Raw genomic sequence first — 25,987 nt, 5'->3', positions numbered from 1 at the left:
ATCCATGAGTTGAGTCAATTCTTGAGAAAGCGGTGGTCAAATGAACGTTAAACTTTCGAATCGGATGAATTACGATCAAGATTTGCCAGAAACACTCGTTATCCCGAACGTCACGGCAGGCGCCATTTTAAAAGGAAGTGTTAAACAATACGGTGACAAAGATGCATACATCTACCGTGACACACGGATTACGTATAGCCAAATCTATACAGAAGCGAAAAAGTTTGCAAATGCCCTTCGCACACTTGGCGTAGGACGTGGAATGACCGTTTCCACGCATCTGCCGACCTGTCCGCAATATGTCGCGGCGTACTACGGGATTATTTTAACCGGTGCTGCCTATTCACCTCTGAATCCATATTTGCCTGCAGGCGATCTGACCTATCAGCTGAATGATTCTAAAACGAAAGTGGTCGTCACCCATGAATCCGTTGCAAGTTCCATTCGGGATGTGCTCGCAGACACATGTGTCGAGCACGTCATTATGACGGGTGAAGCCGAGATCTTCACAAACGAGTCCCCAGTCGACGTGTCTGCAACTGACGGCTGGCACAGTTTTGCTGCATTGAAATCCGCTGCATCCGATGAAGAATTCGATCCTGGAATCGATCCTCAGCAAGATCTCGTTCACATCGCATATACAGGCGGTACGACCGGCAGTCCGAAAGGCGTCATGATTACTCATGAAAATCTGGTCAGCAACATTACACAAATTGCTGCGTGGACAGCTGGAGCATTGCCTGTAGTCGATGAAGACGGCGCACTTCGTTTTGTAGCAGTGGAACAAGATCCAGAAGCTTACAAGGAGAAGTATTTGATCCCCCTTGGGGAAGAAGTCCGGTTAAGCCCTTCTCCTCTGTTTCACATTACGGGCGGCATAGGAATGATCGTTTCTCCGATGGCCCAAGGAGTGACGACGCTACTACCTGATCGCTTTGTGCCGACTCAATTCTTGGAACTAATGGAGAAGTACAAAGTTTCATCCATTAATGGAGCACCTGCCATGTGGAACGTGCTGTTAAATCTGCCAGGAATCGATTCGTATGACTTTTCCGCCATTCGCAATGTCAGCTCTGGAGCTGCCCCGCTTTCTCAAAAAGGGATGAGCTTGCTGAAAGAAATGTTCCCGAATGCACGTGTCGGTGAAGGTTACGGCTTGACTGAAGCCACTGCGTCAGTGGCTGGAAGCGTCATGATTTCAGGCGGAGTCCACAAAATCGGAACCGTTGGATTGCCTACGTATAATACAGAAATCAAAGTCGTTTCCCTTGATGGAATCAGTGAAGAGCCTCTACCTGTGGGTGAAAGCGGCGAAATTTGTATTAAAGGCCCGCAAGTGATGAAAGGTTATTTCAATAAACCTGAAGAAACTGCAGCGACATTGCGCGGCGGCTGGCTGCACACCGGAGATATCGGGATTATCGACGAGGATGGCTACCTTGCGATCGTGGATCGTAAGAAAGAGATGCTCATATACAACGGATATAACGTGTATCCAAGTCGTATTGAAGAAGTGATTGTCTCCCACCCGGCCGTTCAAAATGCGATTGTAATCGGAAAGCCTGTGGAAGGAGTCGGGGAGATCCCGAAAGCGTTCGTCATCGTGAAACCGGGCACTGCACTCAGTGTAGAAGAACTGATGTCATATACGAATGAGCGTGTCGTCCATTACTCCAAGGTGCGAGAACTTGAATTCCTTGAACAGTTCCCGATGACCGCAGCAGGAAAGATTTCAAAAATCCATTTGAAGAAAATGGAGCTTGAAAACCAATGATCGAAAACGCTTCACCCAAGTGGTGAGGCGTTTTTTCTATAAACAGATTCGTGGTGAATGCAGAAGCCGTTCACCTTTTTTATTCCAATAGAAAAGCATCTCCTTTTCAGAAGATGCTCACCCATACAAGTTCACTGCAATACAGGACTTTCATATACAGTTAGCTGGTTTTTGCCATTCGCTTTTGACTGATATAATGCTTGATCCGCTCTATAGAATAGTTCTGAAAACCGTGTGAAGAGCCCGTTTGAATTGTCAGCAATTCCAATACTCACAGTGACCGGTATGAGTTCATCATTGTAGGTAATCCCCTGTTTCTGGATTTCAGCCAGAAGGTGATGGACTCGATCGGCTGCATCAGCTCGCGATGCTCCGTTTAAGAGGAAAACCAGTTCATCTCCTCCATAACGTGCTAACAATTCCGTTGAATCCGATTTCCACAATACAGTTCGGCATATCGTACAGATTACTCTCAATGCCTCATCGCCCGCCAAGTGACCATACGTGTCGTTGATCGACTTGAAATTATCGAGATCGAGAGCAACGCAGGAAATCGGGCTGCCTGCTTCCGTTGCCTTTGCCAGCCAACTCGCAGCGGTTTCTTCTAAATGTCTGCGGTTGAATAATCGAGTCAGAAAGTCTGTTTTTGCGTTTCGTTCAATCGCAGCCACATTATGTTTCATTTCCAGTTTCAGAGCAGTTTTCGCCAACTCCTGTTGCTGCAGCATTTTTAACAATTTAATATATTCCTGTTGCACGACAAAACCTAGCTGCCGATCATCCAGGATTTCACATAGGTCACAACGCCTTTCTTGAATTTCCTTCAATAACAGGAGGTCGTTAATGTCCAATGCTTCCTTCTTCGCTACATCAAAAGCTTTCATAGCACTTGCATATTCTCTGGTCTTCACTAAATAGCGACCATACAAATCATAGCAGTGTGTTTTTTCCCGCTTATGGGTGTCCAGGAGGGGATCCGCAAGCATTTGCTCAATCATCTGTCCTGCGCGATCCGTATCACCAAGCCCAACATATGCATTTGCGATGTTCAACTTCACTCTGAAACTGAGAATCGCACTATCCGGATTATATCGTTCAGCCATTTCCAGGCCAATCAGCCCGGCTTCGAGAGCACCCTCAAACTCTTTTTCACTTGCACAAATGTGGCTGTAATTGCTGTAGGCATTACTAACCATGTTCCAACGCTTAAGACGTGTTCCCATTTCAATCCCACGCATCAGCGCACTCTTCGCTTTTGTGTAGTCCTTATTGTAATCGTACAAAATAACGAGGATATTGATGCCGTTCAATTGTTCGTTCTCATCCCCGTATTGGGAACAGTATTGGAGATGTGCATCGACACTTAGAAAAGCTTCCTCAATCGCACCGATGCTATAAAAAGCAGCAGCATGGTGAATATGTGCGCATAACACCGCTTTATGATCTTGTCGTGTCAGCCCTTTTTCCAGTAATACATCACAATGCTCAATCAGCTCTTTATAACGACCTTCCACCCGTAATTGCAACGCCTTTTCTCTCATGGGAGTCAACAATTCATCAGTCATTCAAATTTCCTCCGTCATCACACTGGATATCAGTGGGAATAAAAACTAAAAACACTTTTTCTATTATAGTAACATAGTCCGGAGTTCATAGACTCATAAAATTGAAAAATAGTACCATATCGGATTAATATTGGCTGATTATAGAGTTTTGCGCCAAAAAACATCTCCTCGACGAATTGTCAGAGGAGTTGTTTTCAAATCCATATGATTTCAAATTGCTGATTGCCGCCGATATAGTTCAGTAAAGCTACGTCTTCTCCGATCACTTGTCCCAAAACGTTCACTCTCTCGTCAGCAGCCAGATCGACTTTTGTCACTTGCAGTTCACCTTGATAGCGCAGGTAGCGCTCATTATCGACGGTGATCGTTCCAGCAGGCCGAGGGGCGCAATACTGTGCAGGAACTGTTTTTCCAGATGACATAGCCGCTGGCCGGGATCCACTGGAACGGATGACGTCGCGCGCACTGTCCGGACGGTTCGTATGCAGGGCCGCAGCTGTTGCAATCGCTTGTTCATCTGCCTGTTCTGCAGCCTGGGCACGGAGCAGGATTTTGTCATGCTGATATGCTTCGAATTGACATAAGCTCTCGGCACTCACCCCTGGATCTCCAATGAGCACTTTATCGACATATCCATCGTGGATCAGTTCCAAACAGGATGCCAGAGGGGATGCATGACGGTGTTTTTCAAGCGTCGGCAGCGTTTCAAAAAGCGGTCCTCGGAGTTGCCCATCGCCAGGTGCAAATGCCATGACACGTACACCTTCGTCATGCAGCCAATGGTTCCGCTTGATGAAATCATCCAGCCCTAATGCCGTTTCAGGCCGCGGATAAAAGTTATGCCATGCTTCAGTCGCTTCCAGTCTGAGCCCTGCCGCTTTCATCTCACTCAGTTCTTCGTGTGTCACCGTACTTGCGTTCAATGCAACGCGCATCACTTGGGACAGGTTTGCAATGACTTCCGGTGAGATTCCATAGTCCAGACGCAACCCGCTGATTCCCCAGTCTAGTAAGCCTTCCGCTTGCTCCAGTGTGAATCCTAGAGAATCCAATGCAGATGGACTTACGTCTATCATCAGTTCCATCTTGAGCTCCCGTGCTAATTTCCCAAGCAGTCGTACTTCCTCTTTGTACGCGGAGGCATCATTTTCAGGAATATGAAGTGATGTGAAAATGGATTGGAAGCCAACTGCATTCATTTCACGTATACGTTGTTCATGCTCTTCAAAGGGCACCGTTCCTAAATAGACAGACATGCCAATCATACCGTTCACTCTCCTTTTCCCGATTAAAAAAAGTAAGGCATTCATTCCCATCTTACACAATGGGAATGAATGCTGGGATGTGTTAAATATCGCGTGCCATTTCTTCTTTGAATCCGAATAGGTACGTGAATAGGAATCCGCCGCCATAGGCGATGAGCAAGCCAAGGAAGTAATACAAGTACTTACCATCATCGATTAGAGGAATTAACGAAATCCCTGAAACCCCGATACCTGTTGCTGCTGTATGCATCACTGCCTGGAATGCACCACCGAGCGCGGCACCCATACATGCGGTGATGAACGGACGACCTAGCGGCAACGTAACCCCGTATAACAACGGTTCCCCTATGCCTAGGAAGCCTACTGGTAATGCTCCTTTGATGATATTACGGAGGCGACGGTTTTTCGTTTTCACGAAGATTGCCATTGCAGCACCGACTTGCCCAGCTCCCGCCATTGCGAGAATGGTGAGCAGCGCCGTGTTTCCGTATGTGTTGATCAATTCCAAGTGAATCGGTGTGAGTCCATGATGCAAGCCTACCATAACGAGTGGGAGGAAGAATCCTGCAAGGACAGCACCTGCGACAACTCCACCTACGTCAAGGACAGCTGTCAATCCTTTTGTAATTCCGTCTGCCAGCAGTCCCGCAACCGGTACGATTGCATAGAGCGAGAAGAAACCGACAGTCAGCACTGTAATCAGCGGCGTCACGATGATATCGATTGCTGCCGGCATTACCTTACGCACATTCTTCTCGACAAATGTCATGAGGAATGCGGCAAAGATAACTCCGAATAAACCACCTCGCCCGACAACTAAAGGTTCACCATAAATTGTAATCTCTGCAAGGAATGGATTGAATAAGAACATTCCGGCGATTGCACCAAGTACTGGCGTGCCACCGAACTCTTTTGCTGTGTTCCAGCCTACAATTACCGCCAAGTATGTGAAGACACTCGATCCAAGAAGCAGTAAAATCTGCATCCATGTTTGAGTCGGATCAACATCTGCGTTTTTCGCAAAGTTTGCGGCTCCATTGATAATCCCTGAAGCGACAAGTCCTGGGATTAGTGGGATGAAAATGTTCCCAATACGTCTTAGGAAATTTTTTAGCGGGGTACGGTTTTTCTCTTTTCTCCGTTCGTTATCAATCGCAGCGCGTTCTTCAAATGTGAGACTGTCGTACTCTGGTTCAGATTCTTCCCCGATTCCAAGCCCCGTTAGCTGACTCATTTCATCCGCTACCCGATTGACCGTTCCTGGTCCGATGACGACTTGCAAGGTTTCATCGACAACGACCCCCATGACACCTTCCACTTTTTTCAAAGCAGCAATATCCGCTTTACTATCGTCCTTCAGTGTTAACCGAAGTCGTGTCATACAGTGGGCAATCTTGCGGATGTTGTCTTTCCCGCCAACATGCTCGAGTATCCCATTTGCCATTTGTTGCTCTTTTCTCATCCTGAACCCTCCCTTTCTCTTCTCATCCATGAATGACCCAACACACTACCTTATGCTTTTTGTATCGCTTTTCGAACAAATCCGCCTGTCGCTTCAATTCTCTCCTGTGCCTGTTCTTTCGTGCAATCGAGTAAAATCATGACAGTCGCCGTCTTCACGTGCTTCCCCGAAGCTTCGTAGAAAGACGCTGCCGTATGTAAATCCACCCCAGTTGCTTCCATTATGATGCGTTTCGAGCGCTCTTGGAGTTTCAAGTTCGTCGCTTGCACATCGATCATCAAGTTTCCGTACGCTTTTCCGATACCGATCATTGCAGCAGTCGAAATCATATTCAGCACCATTTTCTGTGCACTTCCTGCTTTCAATCTCGTTGAGCCCGTTAACACTTCAGGACCTGTCGGTAATTCAATTGCTATGTCGGCATGACTGCTCATTTCAGCACCTTCATTACAACTAATACTGATTGTATGAGCAGCGGTCTGGCTGGCATAGTCCAGCGCTCCAATGACGTAAGGGGTTCTGCCACTTGCTGCAATCCCGATGACCGTATCGGTTTCGTTCAATTGGATGTCCTTGAGATCTTGGACTCCGAGCTCTGGATTGTCTTCAGCACCTTCCACAGCCTTTGTGAACGCTTTCAATCCTCCGGCGATTAAGCCGACTACCATGTCTGGTGACACTCCAAACGTCGGCACACATTCGACCGCGTCTAAAATCCCTAATCGTCCACTCGTCCCCGCACCGACGTAAATGAGCCTGCCGCCTTTTTGAAACGAGTCTATTACTGCATTGACTGTTTTTTCTATCGTCGGCAGCTGTGCGTAAATCACCTCTATTACTGATCCGTCCTCTTTATTCATTGCTCTCAGCACGTCTGCAACACTCATCGTATCCAGAGACATCGTTTGTGCATTGCGTTGTTCCGTGCCCAATTTCTCAAGCATGCGCCCACTCCTTTCATCTGTTTCATTGGCTCTATTGTACGCTCTCGAGAAATTACAAGTCAATAGTTTAATTGAAATATATGAAATGTAATTTCATTTTATGCAAAACTCATTATCTTCTCAATTTCACCGCCTGTTCCCGAGCGTTCTGATATCGATCTATAATCGACTCGCCCATTTGGTTCACTAAGCTGATGTACAAGCTGTCGATCACAGTCAGCTGCGTCATGCGTGACGTAATACTTCCCACGCGAAAATCCTTTTCTACATTTGGCGTCGCCAGCTGTATATCCGATTCTTTGGACAAAGGGGATTTGTTCAAGTTCGTAATACTAATCAGAGTCGCCCCTTGTTTTTTCGCAAACCTTGCGAGTTCGACGACGTCTTTTGTTTCACCTGACATACTGATTGCGACAAACACATCATTTTCGCTTAAAAAAGGGATGACTGAGAGCATGTAATGGAAATCTGCGTGATATTCCACTTGGTACCCGAGTTTGGCAAACTTGAATTGAGCATCCATCGCTGCAATCGCCGAGCCGCCTACTCCATAAAATAATATCCGGTGCGCATTTTGAAACGCTTTCACCGCTTTCTCGAGTTCTTTCTTTTCGATGGATGCCAGTAACAGATCGATGGCTCCACGATTGACATGAACCACTTTTTGAAACAACTCATACGGAGAATCTTTCTTCTGTGTAATTGAAAAATCCGTTATGTATTCTTCCGTGGTCGCAAGCTCTTGTGCCAACAAAATTTTGAATGCTTTGAAACTCGCAATTCCCACTGACTTGGTGAATCGTACCACTGAAGCTTCACTGACGTCCGTCTTTGCAGCCAACTCTTTCGTAGTCATCGTTGGAATCAGTTCTGCATGATTCAGAATATATTCCGCAATTCTCAGTTCAGTTTTTGAAAACCGGTTCAATTGATTTTTAATTTGTCCTAACACTCTGATCTCCTCCTACGCTATTCTTTCCATTATGACCGAAACGAGAGTCTTTTGACAATGTAGAATTGCAAGTTACTACGTTTTCTGTAAGGTTCGTGAATAAATAGCGAGGGTCGCTGTCACAAATGGCAGGCTAGCGGGTGAAAGCGGCCGCAACGGGTCTATTATCGGCCAGTTGGGGAGAACAATCGGACAGATGGAGAAATTAATCGGCATCCGTACACACTTCATCAACTTATTCAAAAATTTGTCTTTCCACTCATCTGGAAACCTTGTATAATATTCTTAAAATACTATCCCCAGATTGGAGCGTTCATAATGAAAAAAATTGGAGCTGTTCTCACCGCAACTGTATTAGCACTTGGTGTTGCCACAATCCCTGCACAACCTGCTGATGCTGCCCCCTCAAAATTCAAAAACTGTACCATGCTGAATCAGACTTACAAAGGTGGAGTAGCGAAGAATGCTATTGTACGCAATATTGGCGGCAAGACGAAGTATGCGCCAACTGTCAACGCTGCAATTTATAACGCTCATACAAAAATGGATCGAGACAAAGACGGCATCGCTTGCGAGCGTTAAGTTAATGAACCGCGGGCGTGGGAATATATTGACGAGTAAACAACTCTTTTCAATTGGATATGTGACCTCCGTCATTGCCCTAACTTGTGCTTATTTCATCGACGAGCCACAAAGCATCTTGGCTCCCATATTAACGCTCACTTTGTTATTCGGGGTCTATCCACTCTATATTGATATCATTCGTCCTAGACGACAATTGAAGTCCGAACAGTAAAAGAAGCATCTTCCAGCACATAGGTTGGAAGATGCTTCTTTTCACTTTATTTTCCTCATTTGATACATGCCGAAAAACATTACGACAAACATCAACGCCAGGAAACCACCGAAAAATATATTGCTCATTTCAGTCGAATAGCCAAGAGCCACACGAACGACTTCCCACTGGATATAAACCATTAACAGGAGTGAAAGGTTTTTCACACGATTCAACAGTTTCCTGCTATATTGATAAAACTTTGGTGCGTTCGTTTCACTCAAACGTTTTGGATAGTTATGTGTTTCCGGATGTCGCTCGAGAAACTCAAGGAATGCAAACAATCCTGCACTAATCATCGGCAACAGAAACAAAAACCATTTCGATCCATAGTTATCCACCTCTCCCGCTCCGTTAAAGTGGATAGGGACCTGCTCAGGCAACTGATTCCATTGAAATATTGTATAGATGATGACCGCTACAAAGAGCAGGATAGCAATCAGATCGTACACCCGGTCTCCCTTAGATTTGTGTGTATCTACATGAGGGGCTAGCTTTCGCATGTTCATCACTTCCTTTTCGCATCGTATCTACTCCCTATTTTACGAAAAGGGTTGCGGAAAGTTTCAGTTACTTTACCCTACTGAATCCCATTTTTCTTTGCATGCTCACATCATCGAAGAGAACCAAAGTCCAAGCACGGTACCGACGTAATTCCCGATTATATAACCTAGTGTTCCTACCACTAATATCGGGCCAATCAAATCCTTCCATCCTTTTGCAATCGCCAAGGCAGCGGCAGTTGTTGGCCCGCCAATGTTGGCATTACTTGCTAAAAGGGTATCTTCTAAATTAGCATTCAGCAGTTTTCCAGCAGCCAACGAAACAATCATATTGACCATGACGATGATGAATACGAAAACAAGGAGTAGTGGTGCGTTCTGCACAATCAATGGAATCGATGCCGGTATCCCGATGACCACAAAGAATAAATAAATTAAAAATGTCCCGAACTCTTGGCTTCCATTGATCTTTTCAAAATAAGTAGGAAACAGAGCTAATACGATAAACGTGACCGTGGTCAATACAAGGTATTTATCTCCAAAAATCGCATTTGCTAAGTTGACAATTCCAGAAACGTTCTCTCCCGAAGGAATCAGGCTGCCAATGAAGTCCGCGAGTTTGAACGATACAATGACGAGAAGGAAAGCGGTCCCGATTGCCATTGCAATATCTTTTAACGAAATGTCTTTTCTCTTCCAAAAACTTTCTGCAAGCGTTTTCCCATCTTCTTGGGATACACCATTTTCTACCTGATCGATATGAGGTGTAGAATAACGTTTCCTAAAGAATCCGATCGTCGGAATCAGCATTAAGATGACGAAGTACACGGCCATCATCAGATTATCTGCGACAACTGTTGCGGATACGAGGTCACCCGGCGCTTCAAACTTTCCTGCCATAGCTGCAAAGTTGACACCGCCTCCTATGTAGGATGCGCTGATCATTCCACCGATTTTATCCAGATACGGAATGTGATCTTTTAATAGAAAGAAGCTGATAATGGTTCCCGCTACTGTTCCGATTGAACTTAATAGGAATAACGCCAGCAGCTTGCCACTCTCCGTCCATATTTTCTTAATGTTGACGTGAAATAGTAAAAGCGGAATCGCAAGGGGAATAATGACGCCCCACACCGCATCATACACAGGAGATTCTGTTGGGATAATCCCTGTATTCGATAGAAAAATAGCGCCCACCAGCGCAATGATTGCCCCTGAAACCTTGGAAGCCCAACTGAAACGCTGCTCTAAATAGATACTGACAGATGCCACTACAACAATGATTCCCCACAACGTAAGTGTGTCGTCTGGCTGGATTAATGTATTCGTCATCCTTTACGCCTTCTTTCTATTGTTAAATTGGTCATGAACCGCTCCGCATTTTTGTGACTGATAGCCTCGATCTCACTTTGGGAATATCCACGCTGTTTCATCTGTTCAAGAAGTGCAGGAACTTTTGTGACATCTTCCAGCCCTTCTGTTAACACATCCAGATCATCTCCCAGAGGATGGTCACTTAGATAATCAAGAAAGTCGAATCCAAACGCCACGTGGTCGATTCCTGCAATAGACACGATATGGTCGATGTGGTCGATAAATCGATCAACGTTCGGATGCCGTTCGTCCACAAACTCCCCATAAGCATTCAATCCGATTAATCCGTTACGTTCAGAAATGATACGGATTTGGTCATCCGTTAAATTTCGTTCGTGATCACAAACAGTCCGTGCGTTACTATGCGATGCGATAATCGGGGAGTTCGTATTGTGGATCACATCCCAGAAACTAGGTTCGTCCAGATGTGACACGTCTATGATGAAACCCGCCATTTCTGACTTGGCCAATAGGTCTCTTCCAAGTGCAGTAACTCCTCGCTCCCTTGTGACAGAGGATGCACCCGTCCCACTCGCAAAAGCATTTTGTTCGTTCCAGACCATGATGATGTGTTGAATACCTTTCTCTTCTATGTATTCAATAGTGGTATCGATCGTTTCGTTTGCCGACTCCGTTATCCACTGATCTAAAAAGGTGATTCCTTCGATTCCTAGATAAATCTTTATCCTATCATCTGGAGCTGGCTCTTCATGAATCCCATTGAGAGGCTGAACAACCGCATGCTCCGACTCCAGTAAGTCCGTTTCAACATGCATGATGAGATCGCGAAAGCGTTCCAGCGGTTTGTCAGAAAAAATAGGTTCTGTCCAATACACGCAAACGATTGAACTCACTCCCCCCTTTTTCAGTGCAGGATAATGGATTCTGTCAAAAACATTCGTTTCCCCGCGCGCTCTTCGGAAAGCGATGTCAGTAAACAAATCAGAATGCAAGTCGAAAATTTTCATAGAATTCCCCTTTTCAATATTCTAATATATCGGAATAAATATATTGTATCATAGTGAATAAGCAGTGTAGAGATACAGATTTCACTTTTGAAAATTTCTAGTCTGGTTGACTAACCGGGTGCAGACGACTCCATCAATTGAGGGAATAGCTCTTTCTTAAATAAGCGAAGCGCGGCCAATTAACCCCTTGAAGCTGTTGAATTGGGTCCCGTTATCGGGAAACTTCGTTAGGTGTCGGTGAAATCTTGCTGCGTGATCGAGAAGTTGGCATGAGTGTCGGTGAAAAAGCGCTAGATGTCGGGCAAACCATTACAGCTGTCGGACAACATGAAAGTGGTGCTTTCAGCGGAGTAGCACCCCCCAACAAGCGCAGCGCTACCAATTAATCCCTTAATAGAAGTGAATTGGTTCACGTTATCGAGAAACTTTGCTAGGTGTCGGACAAATGAGAAGAGCTGATTGGCAAAGGGCACTAAGTGAACGAGAACTTTCATCAGGTGATGGACAAACGGTAGATATGTCGGGTGAACGCAGAATCTGCTGGGGCCGAGTGAGTAGCCCATCCCTCAACAAGCGAAGCGCTACCAATTAATCCCTTAAAGCAGTTGAATTGTGTCCCGTTATCGAGAAACTTCGCTAAGTGTCAGAGAAATGCGAAGAGCTGATTGGTAAAGGGCACTAGGTGATCGAGAACTTTCATCAGGGGATGGACAAACGGTGGGATGTGTCGGGGAACTCAGAATCCACCAGAGCCGAACGACTAGCCCTCTTTCAACGAGCGAAGCGCACTTAATTAATCTCTTAAAGCTGGTGAATTGTGTCCCATTATCGAGAAACTTTGTTAGGTGTCGGAGAAATCTGGCCGGGTGATCGGAAAGCAGGCACACATGTCGGAGAAGATGTGCCAAGTGTCGGGCAATCTGCTACAACTGTCGGACAACCTCCCCGTAGTGATCAAGAACCGATATTCATGGGCCACATTGCCCGCCCTCGACAAATATGCTAGACTATACCTAACTGAATGAACGACTCTTTTCTTATCCAGAGAGACCGAGGGACTTGGCCCGATGACGTCTCAGCAACCTGCTCACGCAAGGTGCTGCTGCCAACAGGTATTTTCAACCTGGCCGATGAGGGGAATTTGCGCTTTAGCAACTCTTCTCTGCTCGGGGGAAGAGTTTTTTGTTTGGCAAATTTTTGAGGAGTGATCCACATGGAAACGATTGAACACTTACAAACACAAAGAGAACACGTCTTGCGCGAACAGCCAAGGAGCGCTGCGGGGGCTATGAAACGGCATCGGACGCTCGCGCGCGTCCAGCAGGAAATCGATTACTTCGACCAAGGTGACTTACTTTCTAAAAAAGCATTGCAGAAAGAACTGCAAGAGATTGCAGAATTGCAACGACAGGCTGACGAACTTGCACTGCAGATTCACAGACGCAAACAGAAGCTGCTGGAAGACACATTCGGTCCCGATGGATCGCTACTTTTCAAGTAACGCAAAAACCCTCATGCTCACGATAATCCGTGAGCATGAGGGTTTTATTCATACTACTATTCCTTTTTTCTTGCCAATTCCGCAGGGACTTCTTCCCCGCCTCGGTTACGTAAAAACATGTAAAATGACGCGCCGAATATAATAATATAGCCGATGAAGCTATAGATATCCGGAATTTGGCCAAGCAGCACAAAACCAAGAATTGCAGAAAATACAACGGTGAAATAGTTGAACACCGAAATTTCTTTTGCTGGTGCATAATTGTACGCGAGCGTAATTCCAAATTGGCCCACAGTAGCGAATACTCCTGCAGCCAATAAATACACTGTCTGCTTCAGCGTCATTGCTTCATAGGTGATGATGACCCATGGCAACAGCACGACGGTCGTGAATGTCGAGAAGTAAAATACAACGGTGTAATATTGCTCACGTCCACCAAGCGCTCGTAATACGGTGTACGCTCCCCCTGCGAATACGGCCGATAAAATACCTGCTGCATAGGGAACCACATCGAGCGAAAACGAGGGTTTGATGATGAACAGCGTTCCAAGAAACGCGAGTAAAATACTATACAGTTGAAACGGTTTCACATGCTCTTTCAAAAATAGGGCCGCAAACAAAATCGTGAAAAACGGGCTCATTTTGTTGAGCATATCCGCATCTGCCAACACCAGATGGTCGATTGCATAGAAGAACAACACGATGCCGATTGCGCCAAGTGCCGACCGCAACAATAACAAGCGCTGGTTTTCACGCTTGCCGAACAATCTTTCTTTGAAGTGAACGACAAAGAAAAATGCGATGATCATCGATACGCCATTTCGGAAAATCGTTTTCTGCATTGTCGGGACATCACCGGATAATTTCACGAATGCAGTCATGAGTGAAAATCCGAGTGCCGACGCTAATAATAATAAAATTCCTTTGTTGCGATTTGTCATAACAGCCTCCGGTTCAGTAACAATAAGAGTCGTATCCTATCATACACCGACGACTGAATCTGTTATAACAAATCGCTCCAAATATTGATGGCTGTCGCTAAAATCAATACCGCTAGAATCCACTTCAACACGTTCGGATTTACTTTCTGCCCGAACTTCGCGCCGAGTGGTGCTGCAATGAGCGCTGCGACAATCAGGACAATCGCAGGTCCCCATAACACTTGGCCCGTTGCGATTTTACCCGTTGCAGAACCGATCGATGAGATGAAAGTGATGGCAAGGGACGATGCGATCGTCATACGGGTCGGTATAGCTAACACCGTCAACATGATCGGCACTAGGACAAACGCTCCTCCTGCTCCAACCACTCCTGACGCAACCCCGACGACAAAAGCAAGTGCAGCCGCGAGCCACTTATTGAACGTCACTTCACTCGCAGGACGCTCTTCCACTTGTTTACGTGGAATGAATAATAAGATGGCTGCTACGATAGCAAGCACACCGTACACCATATTGACCGTTTGCTCAGTTAACAGGCTAGAACCGAGTCCCCCGATGAAACTTCCGATCAGTACCGCTCCACCCATATACAGGATAAGCGTTTTGTGCAGAAGGCCTGTTCCGCGATATGCCCAAACTCCAGCTATCGTTGCAAAAAAGATTTCAATCGCACTGATGCCACTCACTTCGTGTGCAGTCAATGCCGTAAGTCCGAATAACGGGGGAATGTATAAAAGCATCGGATATTTAACGATGGCTCCCCCGATCCCTGCCATTCCTGACAAAAACGATCCGACCACACCGATTAGAAATAATACGAGAATAAAAGTGATACTCATTGATCCAACCTTCTTTCAAGAAAAAGAAGGAGACACTGATGTCCTCCCTCTATTTTGAACCTTATCCTTTTTTAATGAAGAACGTATAGACGTCGTTCTCTTCAAGTTGTTCGAGCAACTCGTGTCCGCCCGACTTCGTCCAAGCAGTCAAATCTGCCTTCGCGCCTTTGTCGGTCGTTTTCACTTCCAGAACTTCTCCTGAATTGACTTCTTTCATGGCATTACGCGTTTTAACAATCGGCATCGGACATGATAAGCCCGTTGCATCTAAAAAGTGATCTGCTTTCATTTGTAATTCCTCCTAGTTATCGAACGGCACATCGGTTTGGACCGATTTCCATCTCTCTTTGTGTATCTGCGTCAGGAGTGAGTACTCCCATATTGGTTTTACGGATTTCCTGATATGCATTCGGTTGGGGCGGCAAGTTTTCTGTTACGAGCGAACGGAATTCGTTTTCATCCTCAACTTGCAAGCCGTGGTTCTCCGAAAAGAGTGCGCTTAGTTGCTTAGCGACGCTGCCGTCTGCATTCACTTCTGTCATTTCCATGAAGTGCGCAGGGAGAACAACAAGTTCGTCCGACAATTGCTCATAGCGATTGTAGAGCGTTGTGCGCAGGTCACCTACCCAATCTTCTGCCATTCCCGCTAGATCCGGACGTCCAATCGAATCGATGAACAGAATATCGCCAGTCAACAAGTAAGCGTTGTCGATTACGAATGATGTCGACCCACTAGTGTGTCCTGGTGAAAAGACAGCTTCAATTGGTGTTTTCCCTACAGTTACTTGAAGACCATCTGACAACACATTGAAGTCAAATACCACTTCTTCTGCGTCTTGGCTCGGCAAATAATAGTTCGCACCTGTTGCTTCAGCAATGACACGTCCGCCAGAAATGTGGTCTGCGTGTAAATGCGTGTCGAATACGTGCTCGATCCTCGATTCCTTTGCTTTTGCAAAATCGAGGAAGATATCTGTCATGCGTGTTGCGTCGATGATTGCCGCTTTCCCTTGGTCAATGACCATGTAAGAAAGACAGCCTTTTCCTAGCCGTACAAATTGGTAAAGTTCGCCGCCCTGCTTCAAGTCAGCAATTTTAACAGGCTCCAAGTATTCACTCCATGCCTTCATACCGCCTTCAAGATACGAAACGTCCATCCCCTCTTCTGAGAGCATTTCCGCTACCATTTGTGAAGAACCTTCTTTTGCACAGACGACGAGAATATCACGGTCCGTTGGTAACTTCCCTTTGATTTCATCGACTCCGTCTAACAAATCGAAGTAGGGAATATTTAAGTACTCGATCGATTCCCCTTCAATTTTCCAATCTGTAAATGCGTCTTCGTTACGCACATCGAGGATGAAGAGCGGCTTCTTGTCGATACTGAAGCGCGCAACTTCTTGTGACTTCATGATACGAACTGTCATGTATATTCTCCTTTCAATCCATTTCTTTTATAGTTTCAATTAAAACGTAAGAGACACGTCTGCATTTTTAGCAAATTCCAAGAATGTTACAGCCCCGCCGACGTCAATTCCATCGACAAATGCTTCTTTTTCCAATCCCATGACGTCCATTGTCATTTGGCATGCGATGAATTTCACGCCGAGTTCTTGAGACATAGCAATCAGTTCAGGAATTGCTGGAACGTTTGCATTTTTAAATCCTTCTGCAAAGTGTTCTTTGCCTTCAGGTAATGGAAGTTGTTGAGAAGCTTCCTTATGGATTAAGTTCAATCCTTCGAATGTGAAGAATACTGCTACTTCGTGTTCACTTGCTGCTGCCGCTGTTGCGATGTTGAATACTTTGTATGCGTCGAAAAGTCCGCCGTTTGCTGCGATGATTGCTGTACGAGTTGTCATAATGAATATCCCCTTTTGTCTGTTTGTTTTTTCCATTCGGTCATACCTGGTACTACGTTGTATACGTGTTTAAAGCCGTTTTCCGCTAACTGGATTCCTGCAATCCCACTTCGTCTTCCCGTCTGGCAGATGAGATATATCGTTTCATCTTTGTTCAGTTCATCCATTCGAGTTCCTATTTCGTCGAGTGGGATGTGTCGGGCACCTGGTATATGCGCTTCGATATATTCGTCTTCTTCGCGAACATCGATAAGAGTAAAAGACTGTGGCAGTTCAAGCTTCTGCTTAAACGCTTCAAGTTCGATTACAGGAATTTCTTCTTTCACCTCAACAGCTGCGCCGTCTTTTTTCAGGAAGTGATGCAAGACATCCTCTTCCGTCTCGGTACCTAAGTAAGCGTGTCCCGAGCTCGCAGCCCATGCTTTTATGTCTGCTGTAGAGCCTTTGTCCGTCGCCAAAACTTCCAAGACGTCTCCTGCCGATAAGTCATTCATCGCTTTTCGAGTACGAACGATTGGCATTGGGCACGCTAGCCCTTTAGCATCGAGGATATGTTCAGTTTTAATCACATTACTGCCTCCATTTCCAGCTAGTTTTCGAGCTGGCGTTATTCGATTTCTCCATCCCAAGACATCATTCCGCCTACCATGTTCGTTGCTTGGTAACCGTAATCTTCTAGAAGTTGTACGGCACGACCGCTTCGTCCGCCCGAGCGACATACCATGATGTAGGGTGTTGCTTTATCCAAGTCTTGTAGTTTGAATTCAAGCAGACCCAACGGAATATGTGTAACTCCAGGAATCTTGCCACTTTCAACTTCATCGGTTTCACGCACATCTATCAAATGAATCTGTTGTTTTTCAGCTAGTAGCTGCTGTACTTCTTGCGGTGTAATTTCTTTCATCATAATCCTCCATCTTTACCCTAAGGGGTATAATTTTAAATAAAAAATATATGCGGGATATATACCCTACACCGTATATTACACAGCGTATCCTGGATTGTCAACGAACTAGTTTTGGCGGATTGTGAAAAGAAGATTTTTGTAAGGGATGGGATGCGATTATTGACTGTGGTTGTTGGGGTATGAGCGGGATTTCTACTTTATGAGCGGTTTCCGTGGTTTATGAGCGATTTCCGCGCTTTATGAGCGATCCCTGTGATTTATGAGCGCTTTCTCTGCTTTATGAGCGATCTCCGTGATTTATGAGCGTATTCTCTACTTTATGAGCGATCTCTGCGATTTATGAGCGTATTCTCTACTTTATGAGCGATCTCCGCGATTTCTGAGCGTATTCTCTACTTTATGAGCGATATCCGTGGTTTATGAGCGCATTCTCTGCTTTATGAGCGATCTCCGTGATTTATGAGCACATTCTCTGCTTTATGAGCGATCTCCGCGATTTATGAGCGTATTCTCTACTTTATGAGCGATCCGTGATTTATGAGCACAATGAGCAATTGTCGGGCAATCTTCATCTTCATCCGTGGCTATCGACTTACATGATATCCAATTATGCAAAACGCCCCCATCCTTGGAGGCGTTTCAGGTGCTGCTTTCATTATTCAGCGGCTTCATCGATACACGTGATCAGTTGCTGCTCCACTTCTTTGGCAGCGGCGAGTATCCGTTCGTCACCAAAGCCTTCCATCAGTTTCGTTGGCAAAGGCATGGCAATCTTAACTGTTTCATCTTCTTCAAAAACAACGATTTTACACGGTAAGAAAGCACCTACTAGCAAATTTTCATTCAGTACATTTGCTGCGATGGAAGGGTTGCATACTTCAAGGATTGTATACGGTGCTGGTGGTTGAACGCCTTTCTCCTCAAGTTTTGCACTCAAGTCGAAGTTCCATAGCACTCCGAATTTTGCTTGTTGCAAGGATGCTTCAATCGCTTGAATCGCTTCGCTGCGTGTTTTGACAGTTTCCTTAACATATGTGCTCACAGAATAATTCCTCCCCTGGTTCACGGCTGTCCATATTTTTCCCTAAACGACTTGCGAATAAACTCAGCTTTTCGCGTCTGCCAGCCTCGCTTCGAGTTCTGCACTGTATCGCTTCGTTTGTTCATCCGACCAATTCAGAACTTCCTTCATATATTCCACGACAGCCTTTTTCCATTTCTCGACCCAATGAATATCGAAGAAGATGGCACCTGTTCTTCGCATAAAGTAATCGACCGGTGTCATCGCCATTTCATATTCGATTGCGTAAAGCAGAGTCAGTTGGATAGCACGTGGCAGGTCACTGGATGGGTCGACACGACTCACGAGTTCTGCAACCTGGTTCGTATTCGTCCCATACATGGAGGCAATATTGAGTCCATCTTGGAAAGTTAGACCGAGCTTTGTTAGTTCCTTTGCCCGATCTTCCACATAGGCTCGGTAGTCTGTAGATCTATTGAACTCACCGCCTGACAGCCGCAATGTTTTCGTCATGCATGGACCTGCTGCAACACCTTGAGTTTTCAATTTTTTGCTGATGAAATCGGTAATCTCTTCTGCCATCTTCCGGTATCCTGTCAACTTGCCACCTGCAATGGTCAACAAGCCAGTTGATGATTCCCACACTTCGTCTTTGCGGGAAATTTCAGAGGGGCCTTTTCCCTCTTCTTGGATGAGCGGTCGCACCCCTGCCCATGTGGACTCAATGTCATTCATGCCGACAACCGCGTTCGGAAATATCGTTGCGATCGCGTGCAATAAGTATTGTTTATCCTCATCCGTCACTTCAGGATTTCTCAGATCTGTTTCATGCACGGTGTCTGTCGTGCCGACGTACGTTTTTTCATTGCGCGGTATCGCAAAGATCATTCGGCCATCTGGTGTGTCAAAGTAAATCGGCTGATGAAGAGGCAAGACGGAACGATCGAACACTAAATGGACGCCTTTCGTCAACAACAATTTCTTGCCTTCCATTTTCTCATCAAGATCCATCACTTGCTCCACCCATGGCCCACCCGCATTCACCACAATCGAGCCATGCGCATAATACGATTCGCCTGTGAACTGATCGATCATCTGGACGCCATTCACGTTACCTTGAGTATCATATAAAAACTCAGTAACCTTTGTGTAATTAATCAAATCCGCGCCTTGCTCATGAGCTTTTTTTGCGACTTCTATCGTTAATCGGGCATCATCTGTCCGATACTCCACATATTCGCCTCCTCCGATTAATCCTTCCTCATTCAGGAGGGGTTCGTGTGTGAGCACTTCTTCTTTCGATAGCATTTTCCTTCGCTCCGCTCTTTTCACGCCAGCCAAGAAATCGTACACTTTCAGTCCAAAAGAGGTTGAGAATTTGCCGAACGTCCCGCTCTTGTAAAACGGGAGCAGCATCCATTCGGGGTGTGTCACGTGAGGTGCATTTTCATAGACGATTGCTCGCTCTTTCCCAACATCTGCAACCAATTTCACTTCCAGTTGTTTTAAGTATCGAAGGCCGCCATGAACCAGTTTCGTGGAACGGCTTGAAGTCCCGGCGGCAAAGTCTTGCATTTCTATTAGAAGTGTTTTTAACCCGCGCGATGCAGCATCCAATGCAATTCCGGTTCCAGTAATACCGCCTCCGACGACAATTACATCGTAATGACAGTTCGAAAGTTGGTGTAAAGTTTGAGTTCGATTCGTGTGCGAGAATGGTTTCATGAGCAAATCGTCTCCTTTTTTCTAGACCGTATTATTTATAGAAGCTACCTTTACTGTACGCGATTAGTTGTGCAGATTCCTGCATTTGCTAGCTGATCACTTCCACTGATTGAACAAATTCAATTTGTTTAATCATATTATAGATTTCCGGGAGCGTACGTTTGGCATTCACTCTTGCTTTGATTTCCAGCAAGTGCATCTCATTATCGTCAAGATCTTTAATACGGGATTGGAATATTTTAAAGCGTTGGCGTTGTAATTCGAGCATCACCGTTTCAATACTCGACTGTTCATTAACTTTGATCCGAAATGTAAGTTCCTGGTAGCGCAGCCGTTTCGGTCCATATTTTGTGACAATGTATGGAATTAATTCCACGCTCAGTATCAGGAGTAGCACACCGAAAATGGCTTCCATATAAAAACCCGCACCTACTGCAATCCCGATTCCAGCCGCCCCCCAAATCATCGCAGCCGTTGTCAAGCCGGAGATTCTTTCATTCCCTCGTCTTAAAATTACACCTGCACCTAAGAAACCGATACCTGATACGATTTGCGCAGCTAAACGGAGAGGATCCATCTGAATTTTGACTCCGCTCGTACTATCGGGAAACGTGTACGCAGACTCAATAGAAACAATCGTCAACAAACAACTGACGATGCTAATGACAAGGCTCGTTTTCAGACCGAGCGGTTTACTTTTCAGTTCCCGTTCCAAACCGATTATCAAACCCAGAACCGCCGATATGCTCAATTTCATAATCATTTCTGCTTCCAGCCAAAAATCCATTCGCCCCATCTCCTTAACCGATTGTTTCTATAAGTGTATTTTAAGTGTACTCGAAGAATGCTATAACACGCTAGAATGTGAATACGTTTCGAGATTTTCATAGGTGGGTTATCTCGTTACGAGGCTGTTTCAAAGTTGTCCGACACCGAAGGAAGTTTCTCCATCACATCGGAAGGTTTGTCCGACACTCATGCCAACTTCTCGATCACGTAGCATGATTTGTCCGACACCTAGCGAAGTTTCTCGATAACGGGACACAATTCAACTGCTTTAAGGACTCATTAGAGGGTGTTGCACTTCTTCACTTCAAAAATCCCCGGTCAAACCGTTTGCATAAACGGCCCAACCGGGGATTTGATATCTTTACTCTCTTCCATTCAATGCCAATACTGTCCGATACAATACATCGACCGCTACTGGCAATGTTTCTTCCTTAATGTCGAAGCGTTCATTGTGATGACCTGCTGCGAGCTCTGTGCCGAAAATGCAGTACGTCGCCTGACCGTGATTGTTTTTCACGCGTTCCATGAAGTACGTTGCGTCCTCGGAACCGGCAGATGCATTGTCTGCATTGTGGACTTTCGTAATCCCAATTGTTTCCTTCGCAACTGCCCCGACCATTGCTGCGAGGCCTTCTGAGCACTTGCAACTGATGGCTTCACCGACAATGTCGATTGAACACTCGACATCATACATGACAGCCGCTCCACGCAGCACGTTCTCTGCTTGCTTGCGGATGAACTCATTCACAGCGGAAGATTCACCGCGAGTTTCCAATTTCATGGATGCCGTATCTGCGATAACGTTGCGGCCGCCGCCCCCTTGGAGCTCACCGACGTTGACACGGGACGCTCCGCCTGAATGGCGGGAAATCGCGTGCAAATTCAACGTGGCGCTGGCGGCTGCGAGTAATGCATTTTTCCCTTCTTCCGGCTGCGCTCCTGCGTGGGATGCACGACCTTTGAACGTGACGTCCATTTTCGTGGACGCCATGAATCCGTTCGCTGCTGAAACAAACTCACCATGCGGGACGCCTGTACCGATATGGATGGCAATGAAGAAATCAGCGTCATCTACAACGCCTGCTTCCGTCATCGATTTCGCACCGCGTGCACCTTCTTCAGCTGGCTGGAACACGATATGGATCCTTCCATTCAACGCGTCCGGGTCTTCCGCTATCATTGTCGCAAGCCCGAGCCCTATCGTCGTATGTGCGTCATGTCCACATGCGTGCATGGAACCTTCCGCGATGGAGCGGAAACCAAGTTTGCCAGGGACATGTGTGTCATCTTGTGATTCGAAAATCGGCAATGCATCCATATCGACACGGAATACAGTCACTGGTCCTGGTCGTCCTGAATCCCAATCTGCGACAACCCCTGTGAAACCTTCTTCAAAGTAAGGCAAGAACTCTTCGACCGCCCCATTTTCAGCAGCCCATTGTACGTGAGCAGCTGTCTGTTCATCGGAAGGTTTGCCTAAAATTTCATCCTCGACCATCACTTCTTTTCCAAGTCGTACTTCAAAGCCGAGTCGAGTGACTTCAGCAGCGACTATGGAAGCCGTACGCATTTCCAAAAAACCTTGCTCGGGATGGCGATGCAAATCGCGTCGCCATTCCGTTAGTTGTTCGTGTAACTTTACAACCATCTTGCTACCCCCTATCAGTTATTTCAAAAATGGTGTAATTCCTGGTCCGAATGGGATGCCTGCATAGAAGAATAATAGAATGAGCAGAATCCAAGCAATCAAGAAACAGATGGAGAACGGAAGCATGAGTGAAATGAGTGTTCCAACCCCTGCTTTTTTATCATACTTCTGCATGAATGTCAGTACGACAACCATATACGGCATTAATGGAGTCACAATGTTCGTCGAAGAATCGGCAACGCGATACGCGACCTGTGTAAATGCCGGGTGGTAACCTAGTTGCATGAAGAGCGGCACGAAAATCGGTGCTTCCAATGCCCACTTCGCAGACCCTGATGTAATCAGGAAGTTCATGAGAGCTGTAAAAATGATATATCCGATAATGAGACCCATTCCTGTGAAGTTGACAGATTCCAGGAATTCAGCACCATTCACTGCAATCCAAGTACCGATGTTGGACCAATTGAAGTACGCAATGAACTGGGAAATCGCGAAGATGAGAACGATATAGCCGGACATGTCTTTCATGGATTCCGCCATATATCCCACAATATCTTTTCCGCTTTTTATCTTACCGACCGTAATTCCGAACGTGATTCCTACTACTAAGAATAAGAACAGAATGATTGGAACAATCCCCGAGATGAACGGCGATGGAATGATTGTACCGCCTTCACCGCGCAGGGGACTATTTGGCCAAAAGATTCCTATTATGAGGATGGCGATGTATAGAAGACCTGCAATCACAGCGTTCCTTAGTGCTTTTCCAGAACGTGGATCTTCTTCATCCACTTCCAACTCAACAGCATCCCCATCATATTTCCCTAGACGGGGTTCGATGAATTTGGAAGTGATGAAACCTGCTAGAAGTGTAAGCATGAATACAGAGACCATATTGAAGTACCAGTTATCAACTGGGGAAACAGTAATCGAATCGTCAACAATTTTCGCAGCTTCTGTTGAAATTCCAGCAAGCAATGCGTCTGTTCCTACGATGAATAAGTTCGCTGTAAATCCGGCTCCAGCTGAAGCGTAACCAACCGCGAGACCAGCGAGCGGATGACGTCCGACTTTGTAGAAAATCATCGCCGCAAGCGGTGGAACTAGAAGCATCGCTGCATCGGATGCAATGTTCCCCATGATTCCTACGAATGCGACTGCATAAGTAAGCAGCCAAGGGGGCGACTTCATGATCGATTTCTTTATCGCGTAATCGAACAAGCCGACCTTTTCTGTCAATCCAATCCCAAGCATCATTGCAAGCACGATACCGAGTGGTGCAAAGCCTGTAAAGTTCGTAATCATGGATTCCAGAATGTATTGCAGCCCTTCGCCTGACAATAAGTTATTGATCGCCAATGTCTCGCCAGTACCCGGGTGCTTCACTTGTGCGTTAAATAAACTGAAGATGAATGATGCAATCATGACTGCAACCGCCATACCTACGAACAGAATGAATGGATCCGGCAAACGGTTCCCGAATCGTTCGATACCGTTCAATACTTTGTTAAAAAACCCCTTCTTTGCTGTTTCCACTCCCATTCCCCCTATTCTTTTCAGTTACCGAGTGGTGAAGGCTGAACGCCGTCAGGTATCGGACATGTGTATGGATTTTCTTTGGCAAACTCGACAAATTCGTCGCGAATCGGTGCAAGTAGATCTGTATTTTCAAAGATTTTCAATGCAGTGAGCGCCATGGATGCTCCTGCGCGCAACATCCCTTTATGTGCATTCGTCGATATTCCTTGGCTCGTCATTTGCCATGTATGAAGCGGCGTCCCGAGTGCGGACGTAGACGTCGACAACTGTGCTGTCGGCAAGATCCAACTCACATCGGAAACGTCTGTGGATGCAGTCAAGATCTCGGTTGGTACTTCGTAAGGCGAAATACAATCCGCAACGTACTTACCTTTGAACTCAGAACCGTCCCCTACATAACCGAATCCTTTCATCACACCGAGATAATCTTTCTGTTCTCCTTTAGAGAGTGATTCAAAAATCCCTTTTGCGTATTCTTTCTCTTCCTCCGTAGGGGGCTCAATTCCAATTTCTTGAAGGCTCTCATACAAAATCACTTCGAGTGCCCGGTTCGGAATATAATTCGAACACGCTTTATCCACTTCAACAGTTACGGTCGTTTCTGTCATGAGGGCAGCTCCTTCAGCCACTTTATTGACCCTCTTAAACAGCTCCATCACACGTTCAGTATCCACATCGCGAATTAAGTACAGCACTTCTGCATTCGCTTGAACGACGTTCGGAGCATGACCGCCTGTATTTGTAATGGCATAATGGATCCGCGCTTGGTCCGGCATGTGCTCCCGCAAATATTGAACCCCTGTATTCATCAGTTCCAACGCATCCAGTGCACTGCGTCCTAAATGAGGGGAGTTCGCTGCGTGAGAAGGCACTCCCTTGAAACGGTAAAACACTTGAATGTTTGCAAGGGTGCTCAAGCTCATGATGCTGTTTGTCGGTGAAGGATGCCACGTAAGTGCCAGATCCGTTCCATCAAAGACGCCTTCACGTGCCATGAACGTCTTGCCTGATCCACCTTCTTCCCCGGGACAACCGAAGAATTTCACAGTGCCAGGCAGCTTATGTTCTTCCAAATACGCTTTCGCTGCACAAGCTGCCGCAAATGCTCCTGTTCCGAGTAGATTGTGTCCGCACCCATGACCAATATGTCGCTCCCAGCGTTTTTCTTCGATAGCGTTCGGCTCCTGACTCAGCTCAGGCAGCGCATCGAATTCCCCCAGAAATCCGATAACGGGATGCCCTTGACCATAAGTCGCTGTGAATGCGGTTTCAATTCCCCCGACGCCGCGTTCCACTTTAAATCCCTGTTCTTCACATTTCTCCGATAAATACTTGGCAGATTCATATTCCTCAAAACGTGTTTCCGGATGATGAAAGATGTATTCGCTCACTTGTTCAAAATAAGCAGCGTGCCGCTTTAAATAATCTTTTGTGAATGTCTGCAAACTCACTTGCCTCTCCCCTTAATATATTGAATATTTTTTATTGAATGACTATATCCTAAATAGGTTTCTACGATTCGTCAATACTCGACAGACGATTTCGTGAATAAAGGTATTTAGGGCTAAGTGTC

The 25,987-nt window shown here is 45.9% G+C and carries 27 protein-coding genes and 1 riboswitch; of the genes, 5 read left to right on the top strand and 22 right to left on the bottom strand.

What is annotated here, in order from left to right; all coding sequences use genetic code 11:
- Positions 1–40: 40 nt before the first annotated feature.
- The gene (locus tag H9659_RS13575; protein ID WP_191691493.1) at positions 41–1,774 is read left to right on the top strand and encodes an AMP-binding protein; all 1,734 of its coding nucleotides are present in this window, start codon (positions 41–43) and stop codon (positions 1,772–1,774) included.
- 131 nt (positions 1,775–1,905) lie between these two features.
- Here the strand turns inward: H9659_RS13575 and H9659_RS13570 are convergent, their stop codons facing one another.
- The 5 genes from H9659_RS13570 to H9659_RS13550 all read right to left on the bottom strand — a co-directional run bounded on the left by H9659_RS13570 (position 1,906) and on the right by H9659_RS13550 (position 7,962).
- Positions 1,906–3,339 carry a GGDEF domain-containing protein gene (locus H9659_RS13570; RefSeq protein ID WP_191691491.1) on the bottom strand — a complete coding sequence of 478 codons (1,434 nt, stop codon included), beginning with the start codon at positions 3,337–3,339 and terminating at the stop codon, positions 1,906–1,908.
- Positions 3,340–3,533: 194 nt separating this feature from the next.
- On the bottom strand, positions 3,534–4,604 hold the full coding sequence (locus H9659_RS13565) for a DUF871 domain-containing protein (RefSeq protein ID WP_191691489.1): 1,071 nt from the start codon (positions 4,602–4,604) through the stop codon (positions 3,534–3,536).
- Positions 4,605–4,686: 82 nt separating this feature from the next.
- On the bottom strand, positions 4,687–6,066 hold the full coding sequence (locus H9659_RS13560) for a PTS transporter subunit EIIC (RefSeq protein WP_191691487.1): 1,380 nt from the start codon (positions 6,064–6,066) through the stop codon (positions 4,687–4,689).
- 50 nt (positions 6,067–6,116) lie between these two features.
- Positions 6,117–7,010, bottom strand: a complete 894-nt coding sequence (gene murQ / locus H9659_RS13555; protein WP_191691485.1) for an N-acetylmuramic acid 6-phosphate etherase — start codon at positions 7,008–7,010, stop codon at positions 6,117–6,119.
- Between the two features lie 112 nt (positions 7,011–7,122).
- The gene (locus tag H9659_RS13550) at positions 7,123–7,962 is read right to left on the bottom strand and encodes a MurR/RpiR family transcriptional regulator (protein ID WP_318240735.1); all 840 of its coding nucleotides are present in this window, start codon (positions 7,960–7,962) and stop codon (positions 7,123–7,125) included.
- Positions 7,963–8,280: 318 nt separating this feature from the next.
- Here H9659_RS13550 and H9659_RS13545 point away from each other — a divergent pair, with 318 nt between their 5' ends.
- Complete coding sequence (locus tag H9659_RS13545) at positions 8,281–8,544, top strand: excalibur calcium-binding domain-containing protein (RefSeq protein ID WP_191691483.1); 264 nt, start codon at positions 8,281–8,283, stop codon at positions 8,542–8,544.
- A gap of 255 nt (positions 8,545–8,799) precedes the next feature.
- Here the strand turns inward: H9659_RS13545 and H9659_RS13540 are convergent, their stop codons facing one another.
- The 3 genes from H9659_RS13540 to H9659_RS13530 form a co-directional block, all read right to left on the bottom strand.
- A complete protein-coding gene (locus H9659_RS13540; RefSeq protein ID WP_191691481.1) occupies positions 8,800–9,300 on the bottom strand; it encodes a DUF1648 domain-containing protein in 501 nt (166 codons plus the stop codon).
- A gap of 105 nt (positions 9,301–9,405) precedes the next feature.
- A complete protein-coding gene (locus H9659_RS13535; protein ID WP_191691479.1) occupies positions 9,406–10,632 on the bottom strand; it encodes a DUF819 family protein in 1,227 nt (408 codons plus the stop codon).
- The gene (locus tag H9659_RS13530; protein ID WP_191691477.1) at positions 10,629–11,642 is read right to left on the bottom strand and encodes a dipeptidase; all 1,014 of its coding nucleotides are present in this window, start codon (positions 11,640–11,642) and stop codon (positions 10,629–10,631) included. The genes H9659_RS13535 and H9659_RS13530 overlap by 4 nt, the downstream gene beginning before the upstream one ends.
- 245 nt (positions 11,643–11,887) lie before the next feature.
- Here H9659_RS13530 and H9659_RS13525 point away from each other — a divergent pair, with 245 nt between their 5' ends.
- The 3 genes from H9659_RS13525 (at position 11,888) to H9659_RS13515 (ending at position 13,143) form a co-directional block, all read left to right on the top strand.
- Positions 11,888–12,028: a hypothetical protein gene (locus tag H9659_RS13525; RefSeq protein ID WP_191691475.1), complete on the top strand. Its 141-nt coding sequence runs from the start codon at positions 11,888–11,890 to the stop codon at positions 12,026–12,028.
- A gap of 431 nt (positions 12,029–12,459) precedes the next feature.
- Positions 12,460–12,648 (top strand): hypothetical protein, encoded by a 189-nt coding sequence (locus H9659_RS13520; RefSeq protein WP_191691473.1) that lies wholly within the window; start codon positions 12,460–12,462, stop codon positions 12,646–12,648.
- 28 nt (positions 12,649–12,676) lie between these two features.
- Positions 12,677–12,779: riboswitch (SAM riboswitch) on the top strand.
- 76 nt (positions 12,780–12,855) lie between these two features.
- Entirely contained in the window at positions 12,856–13,143 is a 288-nt protein-coding gene (locus H9659_RS13515; RefSeq protein WP_191691471.1) for a hypothetical protein, read from the top strand.
- Positions 13,144–13,199: 56 nt separating this feature from the next.
- Here H9659_RS13515 and H9659_RS13510 read toward each other — a convergent pair whose 3' ends face one another.
- The 14 genes from H9659_RS13510 to H9659_RS13450 form a co-directional block, all read right to left on the bottom strand.
- Positions 13,200–14,084, bottom strand: a complete 885-nt coding sequence (locus tag H9659_RS13510; protein WP_191691469.1) for a DMT family transporter — start codon at positions 14,082–14,084, stop codon at positions 13,200–13,202.
- 62 nt (positions 14,085–14,146) lie between these two features.
- Positions 14,147–14,923 (bottom strand): sulfite exporter TauE/SafE family protein, encoded by a 777-nt coding sequence (locus H9659_RS13505; protein WP_191691467.1) that lies wholly within the window; start codon positions 14,921–14,923, stop codon positions 14,147–14,149.
- Positions 14,924–14,984: 61 nt separating this feature from the next.
- Positions 14,985–15,212 carry a sulfurtransferase TusA family protein gene (locus H9659_RS13500; RefSeq protein WP_191691465.1) on the bottom strand — a complete coding sequence of 76 codons (228 nt, stop codon included), beginning with the start codon at positions 15,210–15,212 and terminating at the stop codon, positions 14,985–14,987.
- Positions 15,213–15,228: 16 nt separating this feature from the next.
- A complete protein-coding gene (locus H9659_RS13495) occupies positions 15,229–16,350 on the bottom strand; it encodes an MBL fold metallo-hydrolase (protein ID WP_191691463.1) in 1,122 nt (373 codons plus the stop codon).
- 39 nt (positions 16,351–16,389) lie between these two features.
- The gene (locus tag H9659_RS13490) at positions 16,390–16,785 is read right to left on the bottom strand and encodes a DsrE/DsrF/DrsH-like family protein (protein WP_191691461.1); all 396 of its coding nucleotides are present in this window, start codon (positions 16,783–16,785) and stop codon (positions 16,390–16,392) included.
- Positions 16,782–17,354 carry a sulfurtransferase TusA family protein gene (locus H9659_RS13485; protein ID WP_191691459.1) on the bottom strand — a complete coding sequence of 191 codons (573 nt, stop codon included), beginning with the start codon at positions 17,352–17,354 and terminating at the stop codon, positions 16,782–16,784. The genes H9659_RS13490 and H9659_RS13485 overlap by 4 nt, the downstream gene beginning before the upstream one ends.
- A gap of 38 nt (positions 17,355–17,392) precedes the next feature.
- Entirely contained in the window at positions 17,393–17,689 is a 297-nt protein-coding gene (locus H9659_RS13480) for a rhodanese-like domain-containing protein (RefSeq protein ID WP_191691457.1), read from the bottom strand.
- Between the two features lie 658 nt (positions 17,690–18,347).
- Positions 18,348–18,734 carry a DUF302 domain-containing protein gene (locus H9659_RS13475; protein WP_191691455.1) on the bottom strand — a complete coding sequence of 129 codons (387 nt, stop codon included), beginning with the start codon at positions 18,732–18,734 and terminating at the stop codon, positions 18,348–18,350.
- A 63-nt stretch (positions 18,735–18,797) separates the two neighbouring features.
- Positions 18,798–20,438 carry a glycerol-3-phosphate dehydrogenase/oxidase gene (locus tag H9659_RS13470; protein ID WP_191691453.1) on the bottom strand — a complete coding sequence of 547 codons (1,641 nt, stop codon included), beginning with the start codon at positions 20,436–20,438 and terminating at the stop codon, positions 18,798–18,800.
- A gap of 88 nt (positions 20,439–20,526) precedes the next feature.
- Entirely contained in the window at positions 20,527–21,225 is a 699-nt protein-coding gene (locus H9659_RS13465; protein WP_191691452.1) for an MgtC/SapB family protein, read from the bottom strand.
- A gap of 129 nt (positions 21,226–21,354) precedes the next feature.
- Positions 21,355–21,483 (bottom strand): hypothetical protein, encoded by a 129-nt coding sequence (locus H9659_RS15605; RefSeq protein ID WP_263618298.1) that lies wholly within the window; start codon positions 21,481–21,483, stop codon positions 21,355–21,357.
- Positions 21,484–21,588: 105 nt separating this feature from the next.
- Positions 21,589–22,875 carry an amidohydrolase gene (locus H9659_RS13460; protein WP_191691451.1) on the bottom strand — a complete coding sequence of 429 codons (1,287 nt, stop codon included), beginning with the start codon at positions 22,873–22,875 and terminating at the stop codon, positions 21,589–21,591.
- Positions 22,876–22,893: 18 nt separating this feature from the next.
- Positions 22,894–24,417 (bottom strand): AbgT family transporter, encoded by a 1,524-nt coding sequence (locus H9659_RS13455; RefSeq protein WP_191691448.1) that lies wholly within the window; start codon positions 24,415–24,417, stop codon positions 22,894–22,896.
- 14 nt (positions 24,418–24,431) lie between these two features.
- Positions 24,432–25,859, bottom strand: a complete 1,428-nt coding sequence (locus H9659_RS13450; protein ID WP_225217852.1) for a M20 family metallopeptidase — start codon at positions 25,857–25,859, stop codon at positions 24,432–24,434.
- Positions 25,860–25,987 lie beyond the last annotated feature (128 nt).

It is taken from the genome of Sporosarcina gallistercoris (assembly GCF_014836415.1).
In the GTDB taxonomy this organism is placed as follows: Bacteria; Bacillota; Bacilli; order Bacillales_A; family Planococcaceae; genus Sporosarcina; species Sporosarcina gallistercoris.
Note: the sequence above shows the minus strand (reverse complement) of the source record. Positions and strands in the feature narration are given on the sequence as shown.

What these genes read in the sequence shown, in the direction of transcription:
- H9659_RS13455 (WP_191691448.1), bottom strand. Translation starts at nt 24,417, where the DNA reads ATGGGAGTGGAAACAGCAAAGAAGGGGTTTTTTAACAAAGTATTGAAC.
- H9659_RS13500 (WP_191691465.1), bottom strand. Translation starts at nt 15,212, where the DNA reads ATGAAAGCAGATCACTTTTTAGATGCAACGGGCTTATCATGTCCGATG.
- H9659_RS13565 (WP_191691489.1), bottom strand. Translation starts at nt 4,604, where the DNA reads ATGATTGGCATGTCTGTCTATTTAGGAACGGTGCCCTTTGAAGAGCAT.
- H9659_RS13545 (WP_191691483.1), top strand. Translation starts at nt 8,281, where the DNA reads ATGAAAAAAATTGGAGCTGTTCTCACCGCAACTGTATTAGCACTTGGT.
- H9659_RS13575 (WP_191691493.1), top strand. Translation starts at nt 41, where the DNA reads ATGAACGTTAAACTTTCGAATCGGATGAATTACGATCAAGATTTGCCA.
- H9659_RS13515 (WP_191691471.1), top strand. Translation starts at nt 12,856, where the DNA reads ATGGAAACGATTGAACACTTACAAACACAAAGAGAACACGTCTTGCGC.
- H9659_RS13490 (WP_191691461.1), bottom strand. Translation starts at nt 16,785, where the DNA reads ATGACAACTCGTACAGCAATCATCGCAGCAAACGGCGGACTTTTCGAC.
- H9659_RS13495 (WP_191691463.1), bottom strand. Translation starts at nt 16,350, where the DNA reads ATGACAGTTCGTATCATGAAGTCACAAGAAGTTGCGCGCTTCAGTATC.
- H9659_RS13535 (WP_191691479.1), bottom strand. Translation starts at nt 10,632, where the DNA reads ATGACGAATACATTAATCCAGCCAGACGACACACTTACGTTGTGGGGA.
- H9659_RS13570 (WP_191691491.1), bottom strand. Translation starts at nt 3,339, where the DNA reads ATGACTGATGAATTGTTGACTCCCATGAGAGAAAAGGCGTTGCAATTA.
- H9659_RS13540 (WP_191691481.1), bottom strand. Translation starts at nt 9,300, where the DNA reads ATGCGAAAGCTAGCCCCTCATGTAGATACACACAAATCTAAGGGAGAC.
- H9659_RS13510 (WP_191691469.1), bottom strand. Translation starts at nt 14,084, where the DNA reads ATGACAAATCGCAACAAAGGAATTTTATTATTATTAGCGTCGGCACTC.
- H9659_RS13530 (WP_191691477.1), bottom strand. Translation starts at nt 11,642, where the DNA reads ATGAAAATTTTCGACTTGCATTCTGATTTGTTTACTGACATCGCTTTC.
- H9659_RS13460 (WP_191691451.1), bottom strand. Translation starts at nt 22,875, where the DNA reads ATGGTTGTAAAGTTACACGAACAACTAACGGAATGGCGACGCGATTTG.
- murQ (WP_191691485.1), bottom strand. Translation starts at nt 7,010, where the DNA reads ATGCTTGAGAAATTGGGCACGGAACAACGCAATGCACAAACGATGTCT.
- H9659_RS13470 (WP_191691453.1), bottom strand. Translation starts at nt 20,438, where the DNA reads ATGAAACCATTCTCGCACACGAATCGAACTCAAACTTTACACCAACTT.
- H9659_RS13560 (WP_191691487.1), bottom strand. Translation starts at nt 6,066, where the DNA reads ATGAGAAAAGAGCAACAAATGGCAAATGGGATACTCGAGCATGTTGGC.
- H9659_RS13505 (WP_191691467.1), bottom strand. Translation starts at nt 14,923, where the DNA reads ATGAGTATCACTTTTATTCTCGTATTATTTCTAATCGGTGTGGTCGGA.
- H9659_RS13465 (WP_191691452.1), bottom strand. Translation starts at nt 21,225, where the DNA reads ATGGATTTTTGGCTGGAAGCAGAAATGATTATGAAATTGAGCATATCG.
- H9659_RS13480 (WP_191691457.1), bottom strand. Translation starts at nt 17,689, where the DNA reads ATGAAAGAAATTACACCGCAAGAAGTACAGCAGCTACTAGCTGAAAAA.